The sequence below is a fragment of the Allobosea sp. 2RAB26 genome (genome assembly GCF_052115465.1).
GTDB lineage: Bacteria > Pseudomonadota > Alphaproteobacteria > Rhizobiales > Beijerinckiaceae > Allobosea.
In genome coordinates, this window is record NZ_JBFRGS010000005.1 from 163,862 (window position 1) to 181,991 (window position 18,130).

At 65.2% G+C, this 18,130-nt stretch carries 17 protein-coding genes; 8 read left to right on the plus strand and 9 right to left on the minus strand.

From position 1 onward, the window contains the following. The first annotated feature begins 7 nt into the window (after nt 1–7). The 6 genes from AB4118_RS11180 (at nt 8) to AB4118_RS11205 (ending at nt 5,786) form a co-directional block, all read left to right on the plus strand. Nucleotides 8–955 carry a hypothetical protein gene (locus AB4118_RS11180; RefSeq protein WP_441489782.1) on the plus strand — a complete coding sequence of 316 codons (948 nt, stop codon included), beginning with the start codon at nt 8–10 and terminating at the stop codon, nt 953–955. Nucleotides 956–1,016: 61 nt separating this feature from the next. Further along, entirely contained in the window at nt 1,017–2,258 is a 1,242-nt protein-coding gene (locus tag AB4118_RS11185; protein WP_441489783.1) for an extracellular solute-binding protein, read from the plus strand. 112 nt (nt 2,259–2,370) lie between these two features. Continuing rightward, complete coding sequence (locus tag AB4118_RS11190; RefSeq protein ID WP_441489784.1) at nt 2,371–3,303, plus strand: carbohydrate ABC transporter permease; 933 nt, start codon at nt 2,371–2,373, stop codon at nt 3,301–3,303. Next, nucleotides 3,300–4,157, plus strand: a complete 858-nt coding sequence (locus tag AB4118_RS11195; RefSeq protein ID WP_441489785.1) for a carbohydrate ABC transporter permease — start codon at nt 3,300–3,302, stop codon at nt 4,155–4,157. The genes AB4118_RS11190 and AB4118_RS11195 overlap by 4 nt, the downstream gene beginning before the upstream one ends. After that, nucleotides 4,154–4,846 (plus strand): N-acetylmannosamine-6-phosphate 2-epimerase, encoded by a 693-nt coding sequence (locus AB4118_RS11200; protein WP_441489786.1) that lies wholly within the window; start codon nt 4,154–4,156, stop codon nt 4,844–4,846. Before AB4118_RS11195 ends, AB4118_RS11200 begins: the two co-directional genes overlap by 4 nt. Continuing rightward, nucleotides 4,833–5,786: a BadF/BadG/BcrA/BcrD ATPase family protein gene (locus AB4118_RS11205; protein ID WP_441489787.1), complete on the plus strand. Its 954-nt coding sequence runs from the start codon at nt 4,833–4,835 to the stop codon at nt 5,784–5,786. Before AB4118_RS11200 ends, AB4118_RS11205 begins: the two co-directional genes overlap by 14 nt. A gap of 46 nt (nt 5,787–5,832) precedes the next feature. On the opposite strand, the gene AB4118_RS11210 is transcribed toward AB4118_RS11205, so the two are convergent. From AB4118_RS11210 to AB4118_RS11230, 5 genes are all read right to left on the minus strand, one after another. Then, the gene (locus AB4118_RS11210) at nt 5,833–6,333 is read right to left on the minus strand and encodes a hypothetical protein (protein ID WP_441489788.1); all 501 of its coding nucleotides are present in this window, start codon (nt 6,331–6,333) and stop codon (nt 5,833–5,835) included. Between the two features lie 23 nt (nt 6,334–6,356). After that, a complete protein-coding gene (locus AB4118_RS11215; RefSeq protein WP_441489789.1) occupies nt 6,357–7,742 on the minus strand; it encodes a tetratricopeptide repeat protein in 1,386 nt (461 codons plus the stop codon). A 70-nt stretch (nt 7,743–7,812) separates the two neighbouring features. Beyond that, nucleotides 7,813–9,018, minus strand: a complete 1,206-nt coding sequence (locus tag AB4118_RS11220; RefSeq protein WP_441489790.1) for an OpgC family protein — start codon at nt 9,016–9,018, stop codon at nt 7,813–7,815. Continuing rightward, nucleotides 9,018–10,667, minus strand: coding sequence for a thiamine pyrophosphate-binding protein (locus AB4118_RS11225; protein WP_441489791.1), 1,650 nt, complete (start codon nt 10,665–10,667; stop codon nt 9,018–9,020). Before AB4118_RS11225 ends, AB4118_RS11220 begins: the two co-directional genes overlap by 1 nt. 58 nt (nt 10,668–10,725) lie before the next feature. Further along, a complete protein-coding gene (locus tag AB4118_RS11230) occupies nt 10,726–11,715 on the minus strand; it encodes a CE1 family esterase (protein ID WP_441489792.1) in 990 nt (329 codons plus the stop codon). 86 nt (nt 11,716–11,801) lie between these two features. Here AB4118_RS11230 and AB4118_RS11235 point away from each other — a divergent pair, with 86 nt between their 5' ends. Beyond that, a complete protein-coding gene (locus AB4118_RS11235) occupies nt 11,802–12,368 on the plus strand; it encodes a sigma-70 family RNA polymerase sigma factor (RefSeq protein ID WP_441489793.1) in 567 nt (188 codons plus the stop codon). Between the two features lie 129 nt (nt 12,369–12,497). Then, complete coding sequence (locus AB4118_RS11240) at nt 12,498–13,112, plus strand: DUF1109 domain-containing protein (RefSeq protein WP_441489794.1); 615 nt, start codon at nt 12,498–12,500, stop codon at nt 13,110–13,112. Between the two features lie 28 nt (nt 13,113–13,140). Here the strand turns inward: AB4118_RS11240 and AB4118_RS11245 are convergent, their stop codons facing one another. The 4 genes from AB4118_RS11245 to AB4118_RS11260 form a co-directional block, all read right to left on the minus strand. Further along, the gene (locus AB4118_RS11245; protein WP_441489795.1) at nt 13,141–14,199 is read right to left on the minus strand and encodes an LLM class flavin-dependent oxidoreductase; all 1,059 of its coding nucleotides are present in this window, start codon (nt 14,197–14,199) and stop codon (nt 13,141–13,143) included. A 32-nt stretch (nt 14,200–14,231) separates the two neighbouring features. Continuing rightward, nucleotides 14,232–15,164: an ABC transporter substrate-binding protein gene (locus AB4118_RS11250; RefSeq protein WP_441489796.1), complete on the minus strand. Its 933-nt coding sequence runs from the start codon at nt 15,162–15,164 to the stop codon at nt 14,232–14,234. Nucleotides 15,165–15,244: 80 nt separating this feature from the next. Further along, nucleotides 15,245–16,183, minus strand: coding sequence for an ABC transporter substrate-binding protein (locus tag AB4118_RS11255; protein ID WP_441489797.1), 939 nt, complete (start codon nt 16,181–16,183; stop codon nt 15,245–15,247). An 88-nt stretch (nt 16,184–16,271) separates the two neighbouring features. Continuing rightward, entirely contained in the window at nt 16,272–18,074 is a 1,803-nt protein-coding gene (locus tag AB4118_RS11260) for an amino acid ABC transporter permease/ATP-binding protein (protein ID WP_441489798.1), read from the minus strand. Nucleotides 18,075–18,130 lie beyond the last annotated feature (56 nt).

Consider the following 18,130-nt stretch of genomic DNA (forward strand, 5'->3'; position numbering starts at 1 on the left):
CGGAACAGTGAAAGGCGAAGGGTCTCTTTCAGGGTCCGCAGAACGTCCCGCTGTCTCTGCTGTTCCGAAGGAATCGGCCGGCTGGCGCATCCTGTCGCAGGTCAGCGTCAAGGGCAGTGCGCCCTTCAACGAGGACATGGCGGGATCTTCCGGCTCGCATGCATGGATCATCGACGGGTCCGCCTTCTTCTCAGGCGCTTCCAGAACGGAGCAGCAATCGGAAGGGGCGTGGCTCGCGCAGCGGGTCGATGAGATCCTGCGTTCCACGGCGCGCGATGAAGCCCCGCTTTCCGAGATCGCGGCAACTCTCGAGGTGGCTGCCGCTCGGGATTACGCCGCGCTGGGTGACGGTCAGCCTGAGCGTATCGGAGGAGAGGGGCCTTCGGCCGTCCTCGGCCTCTTGCGCCTTTCAGCCATGGGGCAATCCTGTCGTATCGAGGGGGTGGTGATCGGCGATGTGTCGATCATTATTCTTGATGGCGAACATATGGAGCGCTGGACGGACGCTTCCGCGGGCCCGTTCGAGGCCCGGACAATCGCAGCGGCCGGAACCGGCCTGCGGCATGACGGCGAGCCGATTTCGGCGCCTGCTCTGGCGCAGATTCACGAGAATCGCCGTTTCCTGAACCAGCCGGATGGCTATTGGGCTGTTCATCCCGGGCTTCCGTGGCAAGCGGGCTTGCGTTCCTTCTCCGCGACCGTGTCCCCGACGGCGACGGTCCTGCTCGCTTCCGACGGGTTCATGCGCCTTGTCGATGTCTTGAAACGCTACGACGAGGCTGGTCTCATGCAGGCTGTGGTGCGCGACGGTGCAACTGCACTCGTTGCCGAACTGCGCCGGCTCGAGAACGGAGATCCTCGCACGGAACGGTTCAACCGCGTCAAGATCCACGATGACGCGACCGCGCTCGTCGTGACGCCGAACTTGCCGGCCGTCGAATTCATCCAACAATAACAAACGTTACGTTCAACGAGGGAGAGCAAACATGTTGGCCGGGATTCTGACCAGATCCATCTTGAGACGCGCGCTTGGCAAGCTCGCCCTGACGGCTTTCGCCGCCGCGACAGTCCTTGCGGCTCCGGTGCAGGCGGAAGATCTCACCCTCTGGAGCTGGCGCCAGGAAGATAAGGCAGCCTACGCCAAATTCATCGAGGCGTTCCGCAAGAAACATCCGGACATCAATGTGAAGTTCGAGGCTTTCGAGGCCGCGAACTATCCCACAGTCCTGTCGACCGCACTTGCTGGCGGCACCGGGCCGGACATCGTGCAGGTGCGCGCCTACGGCACGCTTGGCGTCGGCAAGCCGGACTATCTCGTGCCGCTCGACAAGACGATGGTGCCGGAATTCGACAATTTCCCCGCGTCGGCGGTGGCGGCAGAGACCATGCGGTCCGATGGCAAGCTCTATGCGGTGCCCTTCGCCTCGCAGACGATGCTGATCATCTACAACAAGGATCTGTTCGAGAAGGCCGGCGTCACGCCGCCTGCGACATGGGACGAGCTCGTCGCCGTTTCGAAGACGCTGAAGGAGAAGGGCATCACCCCCTTCGGTAACGGCACCGCCACCTCCTGGCAGAACGAGACCATCGTCGGCGCCTTGCTCTCCTCCCAGATCGGCAAGCAGTTCGAGCAGGACGTGCTCGCCGGCAAGGCCGACTTCACCGATCCGCGCTTCGTTGGCGCTCTCGCCAAGCTGAACGAGCTGAAGGAGTACTTCGCCCCGAATTTCTCGGGCGTGGATTATGCCGCATCGCAGCAGTTCTTCGCGGCCGGGCGCGCAGCCATGTTTGCCGGTGGCTCCTTCGAGCTCGCCAACTTCCTGCGCCAGAACCCGAAGCTGAAACTGGGGATGTTTGCCTCGCCGGTTGCCAAGGCCGGGGATGAGCGGCTTGTCGCGCTCTATTACGATGGCGGCTACGCGATCAACGCCGCGTCGAAGAAGAAGGACGCAGCGCTCAAGTTCCTGCGCTTCCTCGGTACGCCTGAGTTCGGCACGGCCTTCTCGAACGATCTGCAGAACATCTCGCCGATCAAGGGCGTGAAGTTCGAGAATCCGTTGTTGAAGGAGGTCGCGGCGCTCAACGAGCGGGCCATGTCCTACATCATGCTGGTCAATTTCCGCTATCAGGAGCCGACGGGCTCGGTGCTGCTGCAGTCCGGCGTGCAGAAGATGCTGGCGGGCAAGGCGACTCCGGCCGAGGTCGGTGCCGAGGTCACGAAGGGCATCGGGACCTATTACGCACCCTTCAAGAAGTAAGCTCCGGGGCTGAAGCTCCCATGATGCGCATGGCCGGCAGAACCCGACCATGCGCTTGGACAGGCGCGCGCCGGGCTCTCCCCCTGAGTGCTGCTTCAACAGGCCAGGTCTCATGAAGACGGATTACCGACGCCGCGAAAGGCGCAAGCGCGCGGCCTGGATCGCATTTCTCATCGTGCCGCCGATGGCGATGATGCTGACCTTCGTCGTCTGGCCGCTGCTGGTGGCGCTCAGCTCTGCCTTCTATCGCTGGGAGGGGATGGCCCAGGGAGAATTCGTCGGCCTGCAGAATTTCAGCGATGTCCTGTTCGGTGATCATTTCGCGGCGCTGACCTGGCGCGCCTTCCGGCACAATCTCTTCGTCTTCTTCGCGCTTTTCGTGGTGCAGAACACCGCCGGATTTCTGCTTGCCTGGTTCATCTATCGGGAGCCGTTCGGCTTTCGCTTTCACCGGATCGCGATCTTCATGCCGGTGATCCTGTCCACCGTCCTGGTCGGGTTCCTGTGGAAGCTCTTCCTCGACCCCAATTTCGGCCTCATCAATCAGCTTCTCGACATGATCGGCCTCGGCGTGCTGCGCCAGCCCTGGCTCGGTCAGGAGACGACGGCGCTGCCCGCGCTGGTCATGGCCAATGCCTGGCACTGGGTCGGGTTTCCCGCCCTGGTCTATTTGGCTGGAATGCAGCGCATCCCCCGCGAAATCCTGGAAGCGGCCAAGCTCGACGGCTGCAGCAGCTGGCAGATGCTGACCCGTGTCGTCTGGCCACTGGTGGCGCCCTCCACGACCATCACATTGACGCTGCTCTTCATCGGCGCCTTCAACTGGTTCGAGCTGCCCTACATCATGGCGGGGCTGGACGGCTCGCCCTACGGCTCGACGGACGTGCTGGGGCTCTATTTCTACCGCACTGCCTTCGGCAACCAGAGCGGAGGCCTTCAGGATTTCGGGCACGGCAATGCGCTTGCCGTCTTGATGTTCATGTTCATCGCGGTCGTCGCCACGCTCATTACGCAGTATCTGCGCCGCCGGGAGATCGCGCTGTGACGGCAAAGGCCCAAAGCCCGGACCCATTGTTTCCGCGCAGCAGCCCCGGCAGTCTGATCGCCGCCGCGCTGCTCGTCGGCAACTCCGTTCTGATGCTCTACCCGATCGTCATCATGGTCTTCTCGGCCTTCAAGACGACCGGGGAGATCTTCGACGCACCGTTTTCCGTTCCTGATTTCACCTATGTCGCGAACTTCACCCGGATCTGGGGCGAGACAAGCCTGCCGGGCTATTTCATCAACTCGGTGATCATCACCGGCTCGTCCATCGCGCTTATCCTGCTGCTCGGCACGATGGGGGCCTATGCGCTCGCGCGTTACGAGTTCCCGGGCAATTCGGCCGTCTTCATGTTCTTCCTGGCCGGCCTGATGCTGCCCTTGAAACTCGCGGTGATCCCGCTCTTCCTCCAGATGCGCGATTTCGGCCTGCTCGACACCCGTTTCGGCCTCATCCTGATCTATACGGCGATGGGCCTGCCTTCGACGATCTTCATCATGACCGGGTTCCTGCGGACGCTGCCGACAGAACTCGAGGAGGCCGCGCGCATCGACGGGGCGTCCGAACCGCGGATCATGCTGTCCATCATGCTACCGCTATCCGTGCCGCCGATGGTCATCTCCGCGATTCAGAATGCCGTGCCGACCTGGAACGATTTCTTCTTCCCGCTCGTCTTCATCCAGACCGATGCGCGCAAGACCCTGCCTCAGGGCCTTTCGGTGTTCATGGGCGAATATACCACCGACTGGGGCATGCTCTTTGCCGGCCTCACCATCGCAGCCCTGCCACTGACCATCATCTACATCGTGATGTCGCGCCAGTTCATCCGGGGCATGACCGCAGGGGCGGTAAAGTGACACTTCTAGACAATCAGAACCTGATACCGCCCGGCAGCCTCGCCGTGTCCTGCCAGGCGCGGGCGGCCAACCCGTTGCATGGGCCGGTGTTCATGGCGGCGATGGCCCAGGCGGCGGAGCAGGGCGGGGCGCTCGCCCTGCGTGCCAATGGGCCTGCCGATATCGCTGCGATCCGCGCGGTCAGCACGCTGCCGATCATCGGCATCCTCAAACGCTGGGACGATCACTTTCCGGTCTATATCACGCCCGATTTCGCCGCGGCTGCGCTGATTGCTGCCGCGGGCGCCGACATCATTGCGCTCGATGCAACCGCCAGGCCCCGCGATGGCGAACCACTCGGGGTTCTGATCGCGCGCATCCGCGGTGAACTGGGCAAGCCCGTCTTCGCGGATTGCGCGACGTTCGAGGACGGTGTCCGTGCGGCCAGGCTTGGCGCCGACTACATTGCCACGACCTTGTCCGGCTACACCGATGAGACCGCTGCGTTGAAGGCGGCGGGGCCGGATATCGCGCTGATCGCTGCCCTCGCTGGCGCCATATCGACGCCGATCGTGGCGGAGGGGCGTTTCGAGCGGCCGGAGCAGCTTGATGCGGCCTTCGCAGCCGGTGCGCACGCCGTGGTCGTTGGCACGGCCATCACCAATCCCCGCGAGATCACCCGCCGTTTCGTCGCGCATGCCCGGGCTTGAGCACCCGCTGGGCCTGGGCATCGAGACGGGCGGGACGGCGTCGCGCTGGTGTCTCGTCTCCGCAGCTGGCGAGGTCATGGCACGAGGCGACGTGGCACCGATGACGGGCCATGTCTTCAGCGAGGCGGACCATGAGCGCGTGCGAGGCATCTTTGCGGGGCTCGCGTCGGAACTCGCAGGCCATGGCCGGCCCAGCGCCATCGTGGCCGGCGTCACGGGCATTGGATCGGCTTCGCCGACGACGGCCCTCTTTGCACGGATGCTCGCGGGTGCCTTCCAATGCGCCGAGACATCCGTGCTCGTCGTGGACGACATGTGGCTCGGTTATCGCGCCCGCTTTGCGCCCGGCGAGGGCATCGTCGTCTATGCCGGTACCGGCTCCATCGGCTACCACCTCGCGGCAGGCGGCGAGATCATCCGAGCCGGCGGCTATGGCGTGCTGGTCGACGATGGCGGGGCGGCGACCTGGATCGCGACCGAGGCGTTGCGGTTCGTCCTGCGGCGAGAAGATGAAGCGCCGGGTTCCGGCTGGAGCACAGTGATTGGCCGGGCGCTCTCCGCAGCTGTTGGCGGCAGCTCCTGGGAAGCGGCCCGCGTCTATATCTATGGCGGCGACCGCGGCAGCCTGGGGCTTTTGGCCCGTGCCGTAAGCGCTGCCGATGAGGCCGGGGATCCCGAAGCGAGACGGATTTTTGCGGGGGCAGGATGGGAACTCGCCCGCCTCGCTCTGGCACTGCGTGGGCGTGTCGGCCTCAAGCCGGTGGCCCTGGCCGGCCGTGCGATCACGCTCTCGCCAGCCATTGCCGAAAGCTTCGCAGCCTCCGTTGCGCCACCCGTGCTTTTGGCCGATGCCAGCCCCGATGTGCCGGCAGTCGCGGCGCGACTGGCCGTTGAGCTTGCTGCGAATCCTGGTGAGGGAGAGCCGGGCACAGGGCGCTGAAACCGCGCTATGTGCCCGGTCATCGACAAGAGCCCCGGTCAGATCCTCAGCGGGAACGAACCGGCGCAGAAGACGCTTCGAGCTGCTCGAAGACGAAGGCCGCAAGGTAGCCATAGATCGCGTGGCCAATCAGGCTCATGAGGGAGAGGCGCGGCACGTCGGTGAGAAGGAAGGCCTGACCGGCCAGGGGCGCGAAGAAGCCGAGCGCGATGAAGTAGGTGATCACCCCCCAGATCCAACCATCGGCGGGCATGCCGAAACTCTTCACGAAACGCGTCAGCGCGTAATAGCCGAGCGGGTAGAACAGGAAGCCTGTGAGGAAATGCAGCAGCTTCGCGACCGGCGTCGAAAGCGTCAGGCCGAGCTGGTGGGAAAATAGCGACTTTACCAACTCGGGCGGCTCCAGGGGGAATTCCGCGAACCACGCGGTCGGGACGGCCGAGAACAGTTCCCAGAAGCCAAGCCCGGCAAAGCCGCCAAGGGCCAGGTTCGCGATGGTGCGCGCTGATGGAAGGGCGGTGGTCCAGGGCAGGGTGGTGGTGATCATGGCTGCTATTCCTGTGGTGGCGTTCAGTGGGCGAGCGCGAGCGGTGTCGCCGCGACGGCCAGCGCGGCGGTGCGTGCGGCCGGCCGGTTGCGCAGCAACGCCAGCCGGCGCGCGGCGAAGAGGTTGGAGCCGCTGCGTTTCGTGATGCGTTCGCTAAGTAGCGGGGCCGCGCGCTCATGGTTGCCCGAGCGGATCAGGCTTTCGATATAGGCCTGCTCGAAGAGGTCGCGTTGAGCGTGGCTGCCACCGATCGCGACCAGTCCGTCGCGCGCGGCGCCCAGCAGCCTCGCCGCCTCGCTGTAGTCGCCTTCATGGAAGGCGAGCAGGCCGAAGGCCGCGAGCGCACCATGATGGGCCGCCTGCCTGCGCTCGCTGCTGCGATGCGCCCGGCTATCCCCAACGAGCGTGCGGGCGATCGCCTCCGCGCCGCTTGAGTGCCCGGCGCCGAGCAATGAGAGAGCATAGTGCAGGTCGGCAAAGACCAGGCGGCCATCATCGATCCGGCCCTCGGCGAGTGCGGCCAGTTCCTCCCAGCGCGTCCCGACATCGACGCCGGCATATTCGAGCCGGGCAAGCAGCGAGGCGCCATTGGCTATGTCGCGATAATCGTCGGTGGGCTCGCCCCGGATATCGTTGTCATAGAGGCGCAGCACCTCCGCGGTCTCTCCGTGCTCGAGCCGGAACAGGGCGAGGTGCCAGACGATGTGGAAGCGCAGGTTATTGGCATGGGACCAGTTCCGGGCATTCCCGAGCCAGGTGATCCCCTCGTCGGCGCGGCCGGTCATTTCCAGCACATGCGCGACGGCGTGGCGGCCCCAGGCATCGCGTGGCGCAAGGACGACGGCGCGGCGGCCCGCTCGCTCGGCCTCGGCATAGAAACCCTGTTCTTCGAGCGCGAAAGCGTGGCAGCCATGGACATATCCGGCAAGCGGATGGCTTTCGCCGAAAGCCGGCGCGGTGCGGCGCAGGCAGGCCAGCATCTCGTCCTGATCACCGAGCATGAAGCGCAGGCCGTGAGAGAGTTTTAGCGCCAGCACGTCGAGGGGGTGGGCCTCCAGAATCGCTTCCAGGCGCCCGGCGGCCAGTCGCGGTGCATCGGCCAGCCAGAACGCCAATGCCTCGACCAGCATGCGCTCACGCTGTGTGACGGGACGCAACGCGATGGCCGCCTTGGCCTTGACGAGGCAGTCGCGCGCCGCTCCGAGCAATTCTGACCTGGCAAGCGAAAGCAGCATCAGGCCTTTGGCCGCATGAACCAGTGCGAAATCCGGATCCGCTGCCAGCACGCGGGCGAGATGCTCAGGTGTCGCGGCAGCATGGGCCAGCACGGCTTCGAGCGTGTCGTTCCAGGCGAGGCGTGCAGCGTCGTTCGCGACAGTGACGCGCTCGCCTGAGAGATCGTGATACATGAGGCTACTCCGTTCGAGCCCTTGAAGGGGCGTCTCTCGGGGAGTTCGCTGGCGGCCGATCAAGCGGCGATCAACTCGCTTCACGGACCCGTGTTGACAGGCCGTGCTTGGGCGCTTCCGTCTCATCCATGCGTTGCGGTTCAGCCTTCGCTGGCGCGGCATGACCAGCCCAGGGTGCGCTCTTGAACCAGCCGACCACGACCGCGACGCCGAGGATCGCTGCAAAGCCGACGAGATTGAGCAGCGCCATGCTCAACTCGGTCCGGCCCAGCATATCGGCTGCGGTGGTGGCGAGCCGTGCCAGCACGACGCTGGCAAGAAATGCGGCGAGCGATTGCCGTCCGATCAAGATGAGCAAGTGGCCAACGCCCTGATCCAGATTCCGGCGCCAGGGCTCGACCAGGCTGAGAACGAGATAGGCCAATGCCAGGAAATGCAGCACGCGCAGGATGTGCAGATTGCTCTTCTCGCTGGCGGGCAGGATCAGGTCGCGTAGCGCCTGCGCCGCCGGCCAGTGCTCCAGGAAACCCCAGAAGGAGAACGGTACGGAAAGGAGCAGGAAGACGCCGGCAGCAAGCATCAGCCTGTGCTCGCCAAGCCGCGGTACCGGCAACCATTTCATACCGATGAAGAACCCGATGAAGAAGATGAGCTGCCAGGCGAAGGGGTTCAGGAACCAGCCGGCGCCGTTCCAGGGATTTCCGGGGAGATTGAGGTCGACAGCCCAGGCAAGCCCATAGAGCAGCGCCACCATCAGGAAGGGCAACCCAGCATTGATCCGGTGCAGCGCCATGGCCACCGGAACCAGGGCCAGGATCACCAGATACATCGGCAGGATATCGAGATAATCCGGCTGCCAGGTCAGCGTCGCGAGGCCGAGCAGTGCGGTGTCCGGGGAGCTCAGGAGCGGCGCGAACTGGGACGCGAGCATGCCAAGGCCGAAACTGTGATCGAGCAGCGCGGCGAGCGCGATCAGCGCCAGAACGAGTCCGAGTTGCGCCCAATAGACCTGCCAGATGCGCAGCATGATGCGCGCGGTTCCAAGCCACAGGCCGCGGCGAACAAAGACGCTGCCGAAGGCGAGTGCGCTGGCAATGCCGGAACAAAAGACGAAGAGTTCGGCGCCTGACGAGAAGCCGAAGCGAGCAGGGATGAAGGCGTTCCAGCTGTTCTGCGGCCAATGCGCGACGAAGATGATCAGCATCGTCAGGCCGCGGAAGAAGTCGAGCCGTTCATCGCGCGGGCGCTTGCCTGCCTTCTGTTGAAGCGTGCGCATCAGAAGGCTCCTTCGTAGCTGCCTGCATCGATCCTGCAGGCGAGCACCGTGAAACCACTGCGTTGGAATGCGGCGCGTGCCTCGCGCCTGAGGCTGTCCGGGTTTGAGATCGTGCTGCCGTGGCCGCCCATCGCGCCGGCAATCGCCGCGAAATCGGTGCCGCCAAAATCGACTGCTGCGCGGGCTAGGCCAAGCTGGCGCTGCTTCAGTGCGATCAGGCCAAGGCTCTCATCGACAAATACGACGAGGACAACCGGCAGCGCCAGATCGCGCAGGGTCGCGAGCTCGCCCAGGACCATTTCGAGGCCGGCATCGCCGACGAAGCAGAGTGTGGGCTGCCCCGTGCCGAGCGCCGCGCCAGTCGCCAGTGGGAGTGCGCAACCCATCGTGCAGAGCCCGGTCGACTGCAGCAGGCGGCGCGGCCCGTCGCTCCTCCACATCTGGCTGAGCAGAATCCGGTGCGCTCCGGAATCGGCCGTGACGATGGTTTTCACCGGCGCGACCTCGCGCAGGATGTCGATGACGGCATGGGGACCCCAGTCCGATGGCGGAGCGAAGGCCTCGCTGAGCGCCGCGCGAATGGCGGCGGGGCGCCCGTCCGGCCAGGTGCCGTCCACCATTGCTTCTTCGCCGAGCCGCGACAGGATGGTGCCGACATGACCTTCGAGAAGCAGCGTCGCGCTATGCATGCCGTGGTGGACATCCTCGGCGACGATGTCGATTACGCGTTTGCCCGTCGGCCAGGGATTGCGCCAGCCCTGGCGCATCTCGATCGGGTCGTAGCCGGCGAGCACGACGAGGTCGGCCTCGTCCAGCAGCGGCCGTACCAGCGCATCGGCCCTCGGCGACAATCCGACTCCGCCGATCACGCGCGGATCGCTTTCCGGCACCAGGCCCTTGGCCTTGTAGGTGGTGAGCAGCGGGGCACCGGTCCGGGTGAGGAATAGGTCGAGTGCGGCGGCGGAGCCCTCATTCACCAGGTCGAGCCCGGCAATGACCAGCGGCCGCTTCGCAGTCGCGATCATCTCGCGTGCGAAACTGAGATCGGTGGGGGCGCTGTTGTCGGGAGGCTTCACGATCTGGACCGCGCGCTGGACAGTCTTCGCCTCGGCGACCGCGATCGGCAGATCGATATGGACCGGGCCGGGCCGGCCACTCCCGGCAATGGCGAGAGCCTTCTGCACCACCAGATCCTCGGTGCCCTGCGCGGCGCGAAAACTTGCCTTCACCAGCGGCCGCAGCACGGCCTGATGGTCGAAGATCTGATGCGTGTAGCTTTCAGCCAGGGCCTGATCGACGCAGCCGGTGATGAAGATCAGAGGGACGCGATCCTGCCGGGCATTGGCAACGACATTGACCGCATTGGCGACGCCGGGCCCGAGTGTCGCGACCAGAACCGGCAAGGCGCCTGTCGCATGCCACAGCCCTTCGGCCATGAAACCCGCCGCATTCTCGTGCTTGGCGAGGAGGAAGCGGATGCCGGCACGTTCAAGCGCATCGACCAGCGCCAGGACCTCGCCGCCGGGAATGCCAAAGGCATGTGTCGCGCCCGCGGCAGCCAGCTGCTGCGCCATCAGATCGGCGCCTCGGACGCATGCTGCTTCTGCCGCTTTCGGCGTCATCTCGGTTAGGCTTGTATCCTGGCGCATGGTGTCTCCCTCGGTATCGGCAGGAGAGATCGCGCGAGGCGAGCTGCTGGTTACGGCCTCACGGAAAAGTGAGCCTGGCGCCCGCCGCGGCTGTCGGCATCTTGGGAGGCATCGCAAGTTGCCAGGCCCGCTCGACCCAGGCCGGGTCGGCCATATGACCGCCGCCATGGAGGCACAGTTCCAGCCGCGCAGGCCCGGGACAGTCGGTTGCCAGCCGACAGGTCAGGGCCTCCGGCTGCGGCGCCTTCCGGACCTCATCCGCCCAGGATGAGGTGCAGCCGGGTGCCAGGACGGCGAGGCTCCTGAAGAGATCACCCTGCCTGTACCCGGACCGGAGTGGGCGCCCCGCCATCGGCACGGTTGTGTCGCTCGTGCCATGGACATGGATCAGATTGGGCCGGGGGGCGACGCAGTCCTGCGGAAATGGCTCCCAGAACGCACCGGCGATTGGCGCAAAGGCGGCAAAGCGCGATGGCATTCGGCAGGCCAGATTCCAGACCATGGACGCGCCTTGCGAGAAACCGCTGGCCAGAATCCTGCGGGGATCGACGGGGAAGCGTTGCGCGACGTCGTCGAGAACTTGGCCGATGAAGGCGAATTCGTCGCGATGGTGTCCGGGAGAACCGGGATAGGACCAGGTCCGCCCCATCCCGTCAGGGGCGATCAGCGCAACGCCGAGGCGTTGCGCAACCGCGACGAGACCCTGATCGGCCATGATCTCCTCGGCCGAGCCTTGCCAGCCGTGAAAGTACATGATCGCGCCGCGCAGATGCCCGATCGCGGCCTGCGCAGGCAGCAGGATGCGATAGAATCCGCCCTCGACCGGGCAGCCTCCCTCGGCCGGGCAAGGCGTGAGGCGCGCTTCCGTCCTGGCGTGTTCCTGTGCGATGGCGGCGGATGTCAGCGTCGTGGTCAGCGCCATTGCGAGCGCTATGATCGCCAGGCCGAAGCGCGCTGCTGTCGCCATGTTCGTCGCTTTCCCGCGAAAGGCCCGGAAGGCCGCGCTCTGCGCGTATGCGAGCGTATCGGGGCGGGGCGAGGTCAGCATCTGCCAGTCACGGGCTTGTGAGCCCTGCATCATCATGCGACGGATTGGACACCCGCCTGCACGGCCCCGGAGAATCGCCGCTTCCCGTGTCTCTCGCCGATCTTGAAACGCAGCTGCGTCCCGTCTTTCTCTCCGCACTTGCCGGCGATGCGTCGGCCTATCGCACGTTCCTCGAGGCGATCAGCGTGCGCCTGCGCGGCTATTTGCGTCACCATCTGGCGCGAGCGGGGCGCAGCGAGCCGAGCGAGACGGAGGATGTCTTGCAGGAGACCTTGCTCGCCCTGCATCTCTCCCGGCACAGCTATGATCCGGCGAGCCCCGTAACCGCCTGGGCCCATGCGATCGCGCGCTATAAACTCGTTGATCATTTGCGCCGCTCCGGGCGGCACGCGTCCAACCTGCCGATCGATGACGAGGCCTATCAATTGGCGGCGCCAGACACGCCTGCCTCCGATGCCCGGTTGGACTTGACGCGAGCCCTGCAATCCTTGCCTGAACGGACGCGAACGCTGATCGACCAGGTCAAGGTCCAGGGCTGTTCGGTCGCTGAAGCCGCAAGCGCTGCCGGCATGACCGAGACGGCAGCGAAGGTCGCAATCCATCGCGGCCTGCGGGCCATGGCGCGCCTCCTGACCATGCGCAGGGCACCGTGACCGCGATGCGCGTGCTGCGGCAGCGTGAGCGCACCCGACGCTGTAACCTTTCGCCTGTTTGCTGCGAAATCCCGTCCATCACAGTACAATGACCGATCCGACATGCAGACAGACGAGCTGATTTCCCTCATGGCCACGAGCAGCCAGCCGGTTGATACCGGGTGGCTGCGCCGTATCACCTGGCTTGCTGCGTTCCTCGCCATGATCGGGGCGACGCTTGCCGTGCTCCTGACGCTCGGCGCGCGCCGGGACCTGGCGGGGGCCTGGGCCAGCGCGCCGGTGCTGGGCAAGGTCCTGCTCGGAGCGAGTGTGGCCGGGATCGCCGTGGCGGTTTTCCAGCGCAGCCTGCGGCCCGGTCTCAGTCCGCGAGGACATCTGTCCTTCATCCTGCTCCCGATCACCGCCGTGATGCTGTGGGCTCTCGTCGTTCTGGCTCGGGCGCCTGCCGGAGAATGGGCCAACTTGACCTTTGGCAGGAGCTGGCAGGCCTGCCTGATCTCCGTTGTGCTCTACGGGCTGATCCCGTTCGCTGCCATGATCGCGGTCGCCCGGCGCGGCGCGCCGGTCGATTTGCGCCTCACTGGCGCTGCCGCCGGAGTTGCATCCGCGGCCTTGGCGACCATCGCCTACAGCGTGCATTGCCCTGAGGATACGATCCCCTTCATCGCAAGCTGGTATCCGCTGGCGATGGGCCTGATGGCTGTCGTCGGAGCCCTCGCTTTTCCGCGATTCGTGCGCTGGTAGCGGAGCCTGAGGCAGTCAGCGGCTGTCATCAGGCCGGCAGCCTGGCGAGGTCCGGCTTGCCTGCCCGCCCTCTGAGCCAACCAAGGTTCGGCGCGATCAGGCGAATGAAGTCGTCGATGATCTGCTCATAATCCTCCGCTTCGAAATTATAGGGCAACTCAAGACGCAACTCGTCGACCGCGCGCAGCACTGGGTCTTGCAACAATGCGATCAGGATCTGCTCCGATGTGCCGATGAGATCCGGAGCGAACTGGGTTCGGCGTTCGCCCTGCGGCTTCAGGGTGCGCTCATGCCGGCTGGCGGCGTAATCGCGATAGCGACTGCGGGTCTTTGCATCGGCCCCGTCGAGCGGGACGATAACACGGCCAACGGCAATGCGTGGCTGATGCTGGGCCTGCCAGCTGCTGCGATAGAGAGCGAGCTGACGCAGTTGGGCCTCGAAGAAATTGTCGGTCTCCTCGCCGATATTGATGTTGCCGACGAGAAGGTTGAAGCCGTTCTCCCCGGCCCAACGGGCTGAACGCAGCGATCCTCCGCCATACCAAAGCCGTTCACGCAGCCCCGGTGCGTGCGGTTGGATACGCGGCCGCAACCGCCCTGCCGCCGATGTGATGAAAGTCTCGTCGTCGCCGAGATAGGCGCCGTCGAGATTGGCTGCGAGGCGGGCGACACGCTGATGCGAATAGTCTGAATCTGTCCGGTCTCCGTCGAGGAAGCGCTGACCCAACAGCTCGGCATACGACGGTGGCCCGGCGCTGAGGCCGACATTGAGGCGCCCATGTGCGAGTACGTCGACAAGCGACAGGTCCTCGGCCAGCCGGAACGGGTTCTCGTAACCGATCTGGATCACGGCGGAGCCGATCTCGATGCGTCGAGTCCGCTGGCTTGCAGCGGCCAGAAAGACACTGGCCGAGGAGACGCCGGGTTCGAGATGGCGTTGGCGCACCCAGGCGCTGTCGAAGCCGAGCCGTTCGCCGAATTCGAAGAGCTGGAGGGTGTCCTCCAATCCAACCAGTGGAGCGTCGTCGCGGTAATTGCCGGGCGTCAGGAAGCCGATCCGGCTAATCGTGAGCGGAGTGGCGGGCATGATGAACTCACAAGGCATTGGGGGCGTCGGCTTCAGGACTTGGGCAAGCCTGGCGGATTGGTCTCGGAGCGCTCCAGAGCCTCTTCCTCAAGTCCCCAGCGCGCGAGCGCCTGGCGGTACTTGTCGGTGGCGATCAGGCCATTGGTGGCGGCAGTCAGCGCGTCGACGAGACCGCTGCCTTTGCGCGTCGTAATCGCGACGTCCGATTTGAGAGGCCAGCCGGCGCTGAGAGTGCCGGCTCGCCGGATGTTGCGGTCGCGTGCGGCGATGAAGACCAGTTGAGCATGCGGCTGGACGATGACGTCGGCGCGGCCGGCGAGCAGTGCGATCAGTTTGGTCGGCTCGTCGTCGTAATAGTGCAGGTCGAGTGGCTTGAGCCCGGCTGCGACATTCAACTTGCTCCATGCGAGCAGGATGCGCTCCTGGTTAGTGCCGGCGCCGACGATGATGCGCAGGCCTGCCGCGTCCTTGGGTTCCCTAATGGACGTCACCGGGCTCTCGGCCTTCACATAGAAGCCGTGCAGGCCTTGCCGATAGGTGGAGAAGTCGAATTTCTCCTTGCGCTGCTCGGTGACGCCGACATTCGAGATCACCGCATCGTATTTGCCCGAGGCCAGGCCGAGCGGCCAGTCGGCCCAGGCGATCGGCAGAAGATTGAGCTTCAGGCCGAGGCTGTCGGCGATGAGCTGGGCAAAGTCTGGATCGGCACCGACGACGGTCCTGGCGTCGGTCGCATAGGTGGCGAGCGGCGGGCCGCTCGGGCTTATCGCGACGGTGAGCGAGCCCGGCTCGACGAAGACAAAGCCCTTGGGGATGGCCTTGATTGCCTCGGGGTTCCGTTCGGCGCGAAGCCTGCCCGGCTGCTCCGGGCCGAGATCGAAGGGCTGCGCGAGGGCGGGGGCAGAATTCCAGTAGGTGGTCGCCGCCCCAAGCAGCAGCGAGAGAATGGCTCGTCGCCCGATCATGATCGTCCTTCCAGTTCCAGAATTGGCCGCTTCGCTAAAGGACGTCAGCGCCGCCGCTGTCGCGCGGCGGCGCAAGGGCCTCAGCTCTTGGGCAGGCCGGGCGGGTTGGTGGTGGATTTCTCGACCGCCTCTGGGCCGAGATTCCAGCGGGTCAGCGCCTTGCCGTAATTGCCGTTTGCGATCTGGGTGTTGAGGGCATGGGTGATCGCTTCCGCCAGCCCGTTCCCCTTGCGGGTCGTCACCGCGATCTCGGCCAGCAGCGGCCAGCCGCCGCTGAAATTGCCCGCGAGTCTGGTCTTGCCTTCGCGGGCGGCCTTGAAGCTGAGCAGGGCGTTGGGGCCGAGATAGACGTCGGCCCGGCCTGTCTCGAGTGCGAGATAGAGCACGACGTCGTCGTCGTAATACTGCACCTCGACCGGTTTCAGGCCTTGTTTGAGGTTCTGCTCGTTCCAGCGCAGCAGGATTTGCTCCTGGTTGGTGCCGGAACCGACGATGACCTTGAGTCCGGCAACATCCTTGGGCTCCGTGATGGTGATCGGGTTGCTGGCTTTGACGTAGAAGCCGAGCAGGTCCTTGCGATAGGTGGAGAAGTCGAACCTCTCCTTGCGCTGTTCGGTGACGGTCACATTGCTGATTGCGGCGTCGTATTTGCCGGAGGCGACACCAAGCGGCCAGTCGGCCCAGGCGACGCTGACGATCTCGAGCTTCCGGCCAAGACTGTCGGCGACGAGCTGGGCGATGTCGGGCTCGGAGCCGACCAGCGTCCTTGTGTCGGTGCCATAGGCGCCGAAGGGAAGGCGCTGCGAGGCGATGGCGACGGTGAAGACGCCATCCCTGGCGAATTTGGCGTCCTTGGCGACCAGCTTGAGTGCCTCCTCGTTCCTCTCCGCACGGGGGCGGCTGGGTTGTTCCGGGCTGAGATCGAAGACCTGCTGGGCTATGGCAGGGACGGTGAGGAAGGCGGCTGCTGCGGCGAGCGCGCCGAAGCCGAGCGAAAGGGATCTGGTCCTTGCGGCCATGCTGAAAACTCCATGCGAGGGATCGGGACAGGCTCGGATCATCGGGGGGAGCGCAGGTCCCGCTGCGCTCGCCGGTTCTGGCCAGGCGCTAGAGAACCTTGGCGAGGAACTCGCGGGTCCGCGGGTGGTCGGGAGCCCCAAAAACCTTCTCGGGCGAGCCGGTTTCGAGAATGCGGCCCTGCTCCATGAAGACGACCCGGTCGGCGACCTCCCGGGCGAAGCCGATCTCATGCGTGACCACGATCAGCGTGGTGCCGGAGCTGGCGAGTTCCTTGATGACGTCGAGCACCTCGCCGACCAGCTCGGGATCGAGCGCCGAGGTCGGCTCGTCGAAGAGCAGGACCTTCGGCCGAAGTGCGAGGGCGCGGGCAATAGCCACGCGCTGCTGCTGACCGCCGGAAAGCTGGCGCGGATAGGCTTCGGCCTTCTCGGAGAGGCCGACGCGGGCCAGCAGTTCGCGCGCCTGGGCGACAGCCTCGTCACGGCCGATGTTCCGCACCGTGATCGGTGCCTCGATGACGTTCTCGAGCGCGGTCAGATGCGGGAAGAGGTTGAAGTTCTGGAACACCATGCCGACATCGACGCGGCGCTTCAGGATATCCTTTTCCTTGAGCTCATAGAGCGTGTCGCCATCCTGGCGGTAACCGATCAGCTCGCCGTCGATCGAGATGAAGCCATCATCGACGCGCTCGAGATGGTTGATCGCACGCAGGAGGGTCGACTTGCCCGAGCCGGACTGGCCGAGGATGACGGTGACGCTGCCGCGCGGGATGGTCAGGCTGACATCGTCCAGCACCTTCAGCGGGCCAAAACTCTTGCTGACGGCCTGGATGCGAACCTCGCCGCCGCTGCGGGCGAATGAGGCCCAACTCACCGGCGTGCCCGCTTCTCGCAGAAGGAGCGGGGCCGATGTCGCGACCGGCACCTGCGCCACGGCCGGGCTTGCCGAGCGACGCAGTTTTGCAAGGGCATTGCCGATCAGGGAGGGCGGCGGATTGCGCAGCGCGCCCTTCGAGTAATAGCGCTCGATATGATGCTGGATGAAGGACAGGACGCTGAGGATAACCAGATACCAGACGGTCGCGACCATCAGCAGCGGGATCACCTCCAGATTGCGGCGATAGATGATCTGGATCGTGTAGAACAGCTCCGGCAGCGCCAGGATGTAGACCATCGAGGTGCCCTTGGCCAAACCGATGATCTCGTTGAAGCCGGTCGGCAGGATGGTGCGCATCGCCTGCGGCAGGATGATGCGCGAGGCCTGGCGTGAGCGCGGCAGGCCGAGTGCGGCTGCGGCTTCCAACTGACCCTGATCGACGGAGAGAATTCCGCCGCGAATGATCTCGGAGCAGAAGGCCGCCTGGTTGAGCGCCAGCCCGAGCACCGCTGCCGCGAATGGCGTAAGCAACTGGGTGGTCTGGTAGCTGAAGAAGGAAATCTCGGTGAACGGTACGCCGAGCGTGATCGTCTCGTAGAGATAGCCCAGATTGTTCAGCACCAGCAGCAGCACGATGAGCGGGATCGAGCGGAAGAGCCAGACATAACCCCAGGAGAGCGAGCCCAGCAGGGGCGAACCGGAGACCCGCGCCAGCGCCAGCGCCGTGCCGAGCAGGAAGCCAAAAGTGGCGCCGAGCAAGGTCAGCAGCAGGGTGCGTCCGAGGCCGGCCAGGACCGGCTCGGCAAAGAACCATTCGGCGAAAACGTCCCAGCCCCAACGTGGGTTCGAGAGGACCGAGTTCAGGATCGCGAAGATCACGATCACCGAGAAGACGGTTCCGACGGTCCGCGCCGGGTATTTCGCCGGCACGATACGATAATGCGCGTTGTCGCTCTTTCGCGCGGGTTGCGGCGGCGGCGCATCAAGCGCGCGAAAATCGGTGGTCAGGGTCATGTCAGGTCTCGTCGGGAGTCTGGGGGCGGTCTGACCCGCGCTCTGTCGGCTTGGAG

Excerpts from the sequence above, each read along its gene's own strand:
- AB4118_RS11190 (WP_441489784.1), top strand. The coding sequence starts at position 2,371 with ATGAAGACGGATTACCGACGCCGCGAAAGGCGCAAGCGCGCGGCCTGG.
- AB4118_RS11205 (WP_441489787.1), top strand. The coding sequence starts at position 4,833 with ATGCCCGGGCTTGAGCACCCGCTGGGCCTGGGCATCGAGACGGGCGGG.
- AB4118_RS11210 (WP_441489788.1), bottom strand. The coding sequence starts at position 6,333 with ATGATCACCACCACCCTGCCCTGGACCACCGCCCTTCCATCAGCGCGC.
- AB4118_RS11215 (WP_441489789.1), bottom strand. The coding sequence starts at position 7,742 with ATGTATCACGATCTCTCAGGCGAGCGCGTCACTGTCGCGAACGACGCT.
- AB4118_RS11220 (WP_441489790.1), bottom strand. The coding sequence starts at position 9,018 with ATGCGCACGCTTCAACAGAAGGCAGGCAAGCGCCCGCGCGATGAACGG.
- AB4118_RS11225 (WP_441489791.1), bottom strand. The coding sequence starts at position 10,667 with ATGCGCCAGGATACAAGCCTAACCGAGATGACGCCGAAAGCGGCAGAA.
- AB4118_RS11230 (WP_441489792.1), bottom strand. The coding sequence starts at position 11,715 with ATGCTGACCTCGCCCCGCCCCGATACGCTCGCATACGCGCAGAGCGCG.
- AB4118_RS11240 (WP_441489794.1), top strand. The coding sequence starts at position 12,498 with ATGGCCACGAGCAGCCAGCCGGTTGATACCGGGTGGCTGCGCCGTATC.
- AB4118_RS11245 (WP_441489795.1), bottom strand. The coding sequence starts at position 14,199 with ATGCCCGCCACTCCGCTCACGATTAGCCGGATCGGCTTCCTGACGCCC.
- AB4118_RS11250 (WP_441489796.1), bottom strand. The coding sequence starts at position 15,164 with ATGATCGGGCGACGAGCCATTCTCTCGCTGCTGCTTGGGGCGGCGACC.
- AB4118_RS11255 (WP_441489797.1), bottom strand. The coding sequence starts at position 16,183 with ATGGCCGCAAGGACCAGATCCCTTTCGCTCGGCTTCGGCGCGCTCGCC.
- AB4118_RS11260 (WP_441489798.1), bottom strand. The coding sequence starts at position 18,074 with ATGACCCTGACCACCGATTTTCGCGCGCTTGATGCGCCGCCGCCGCAA.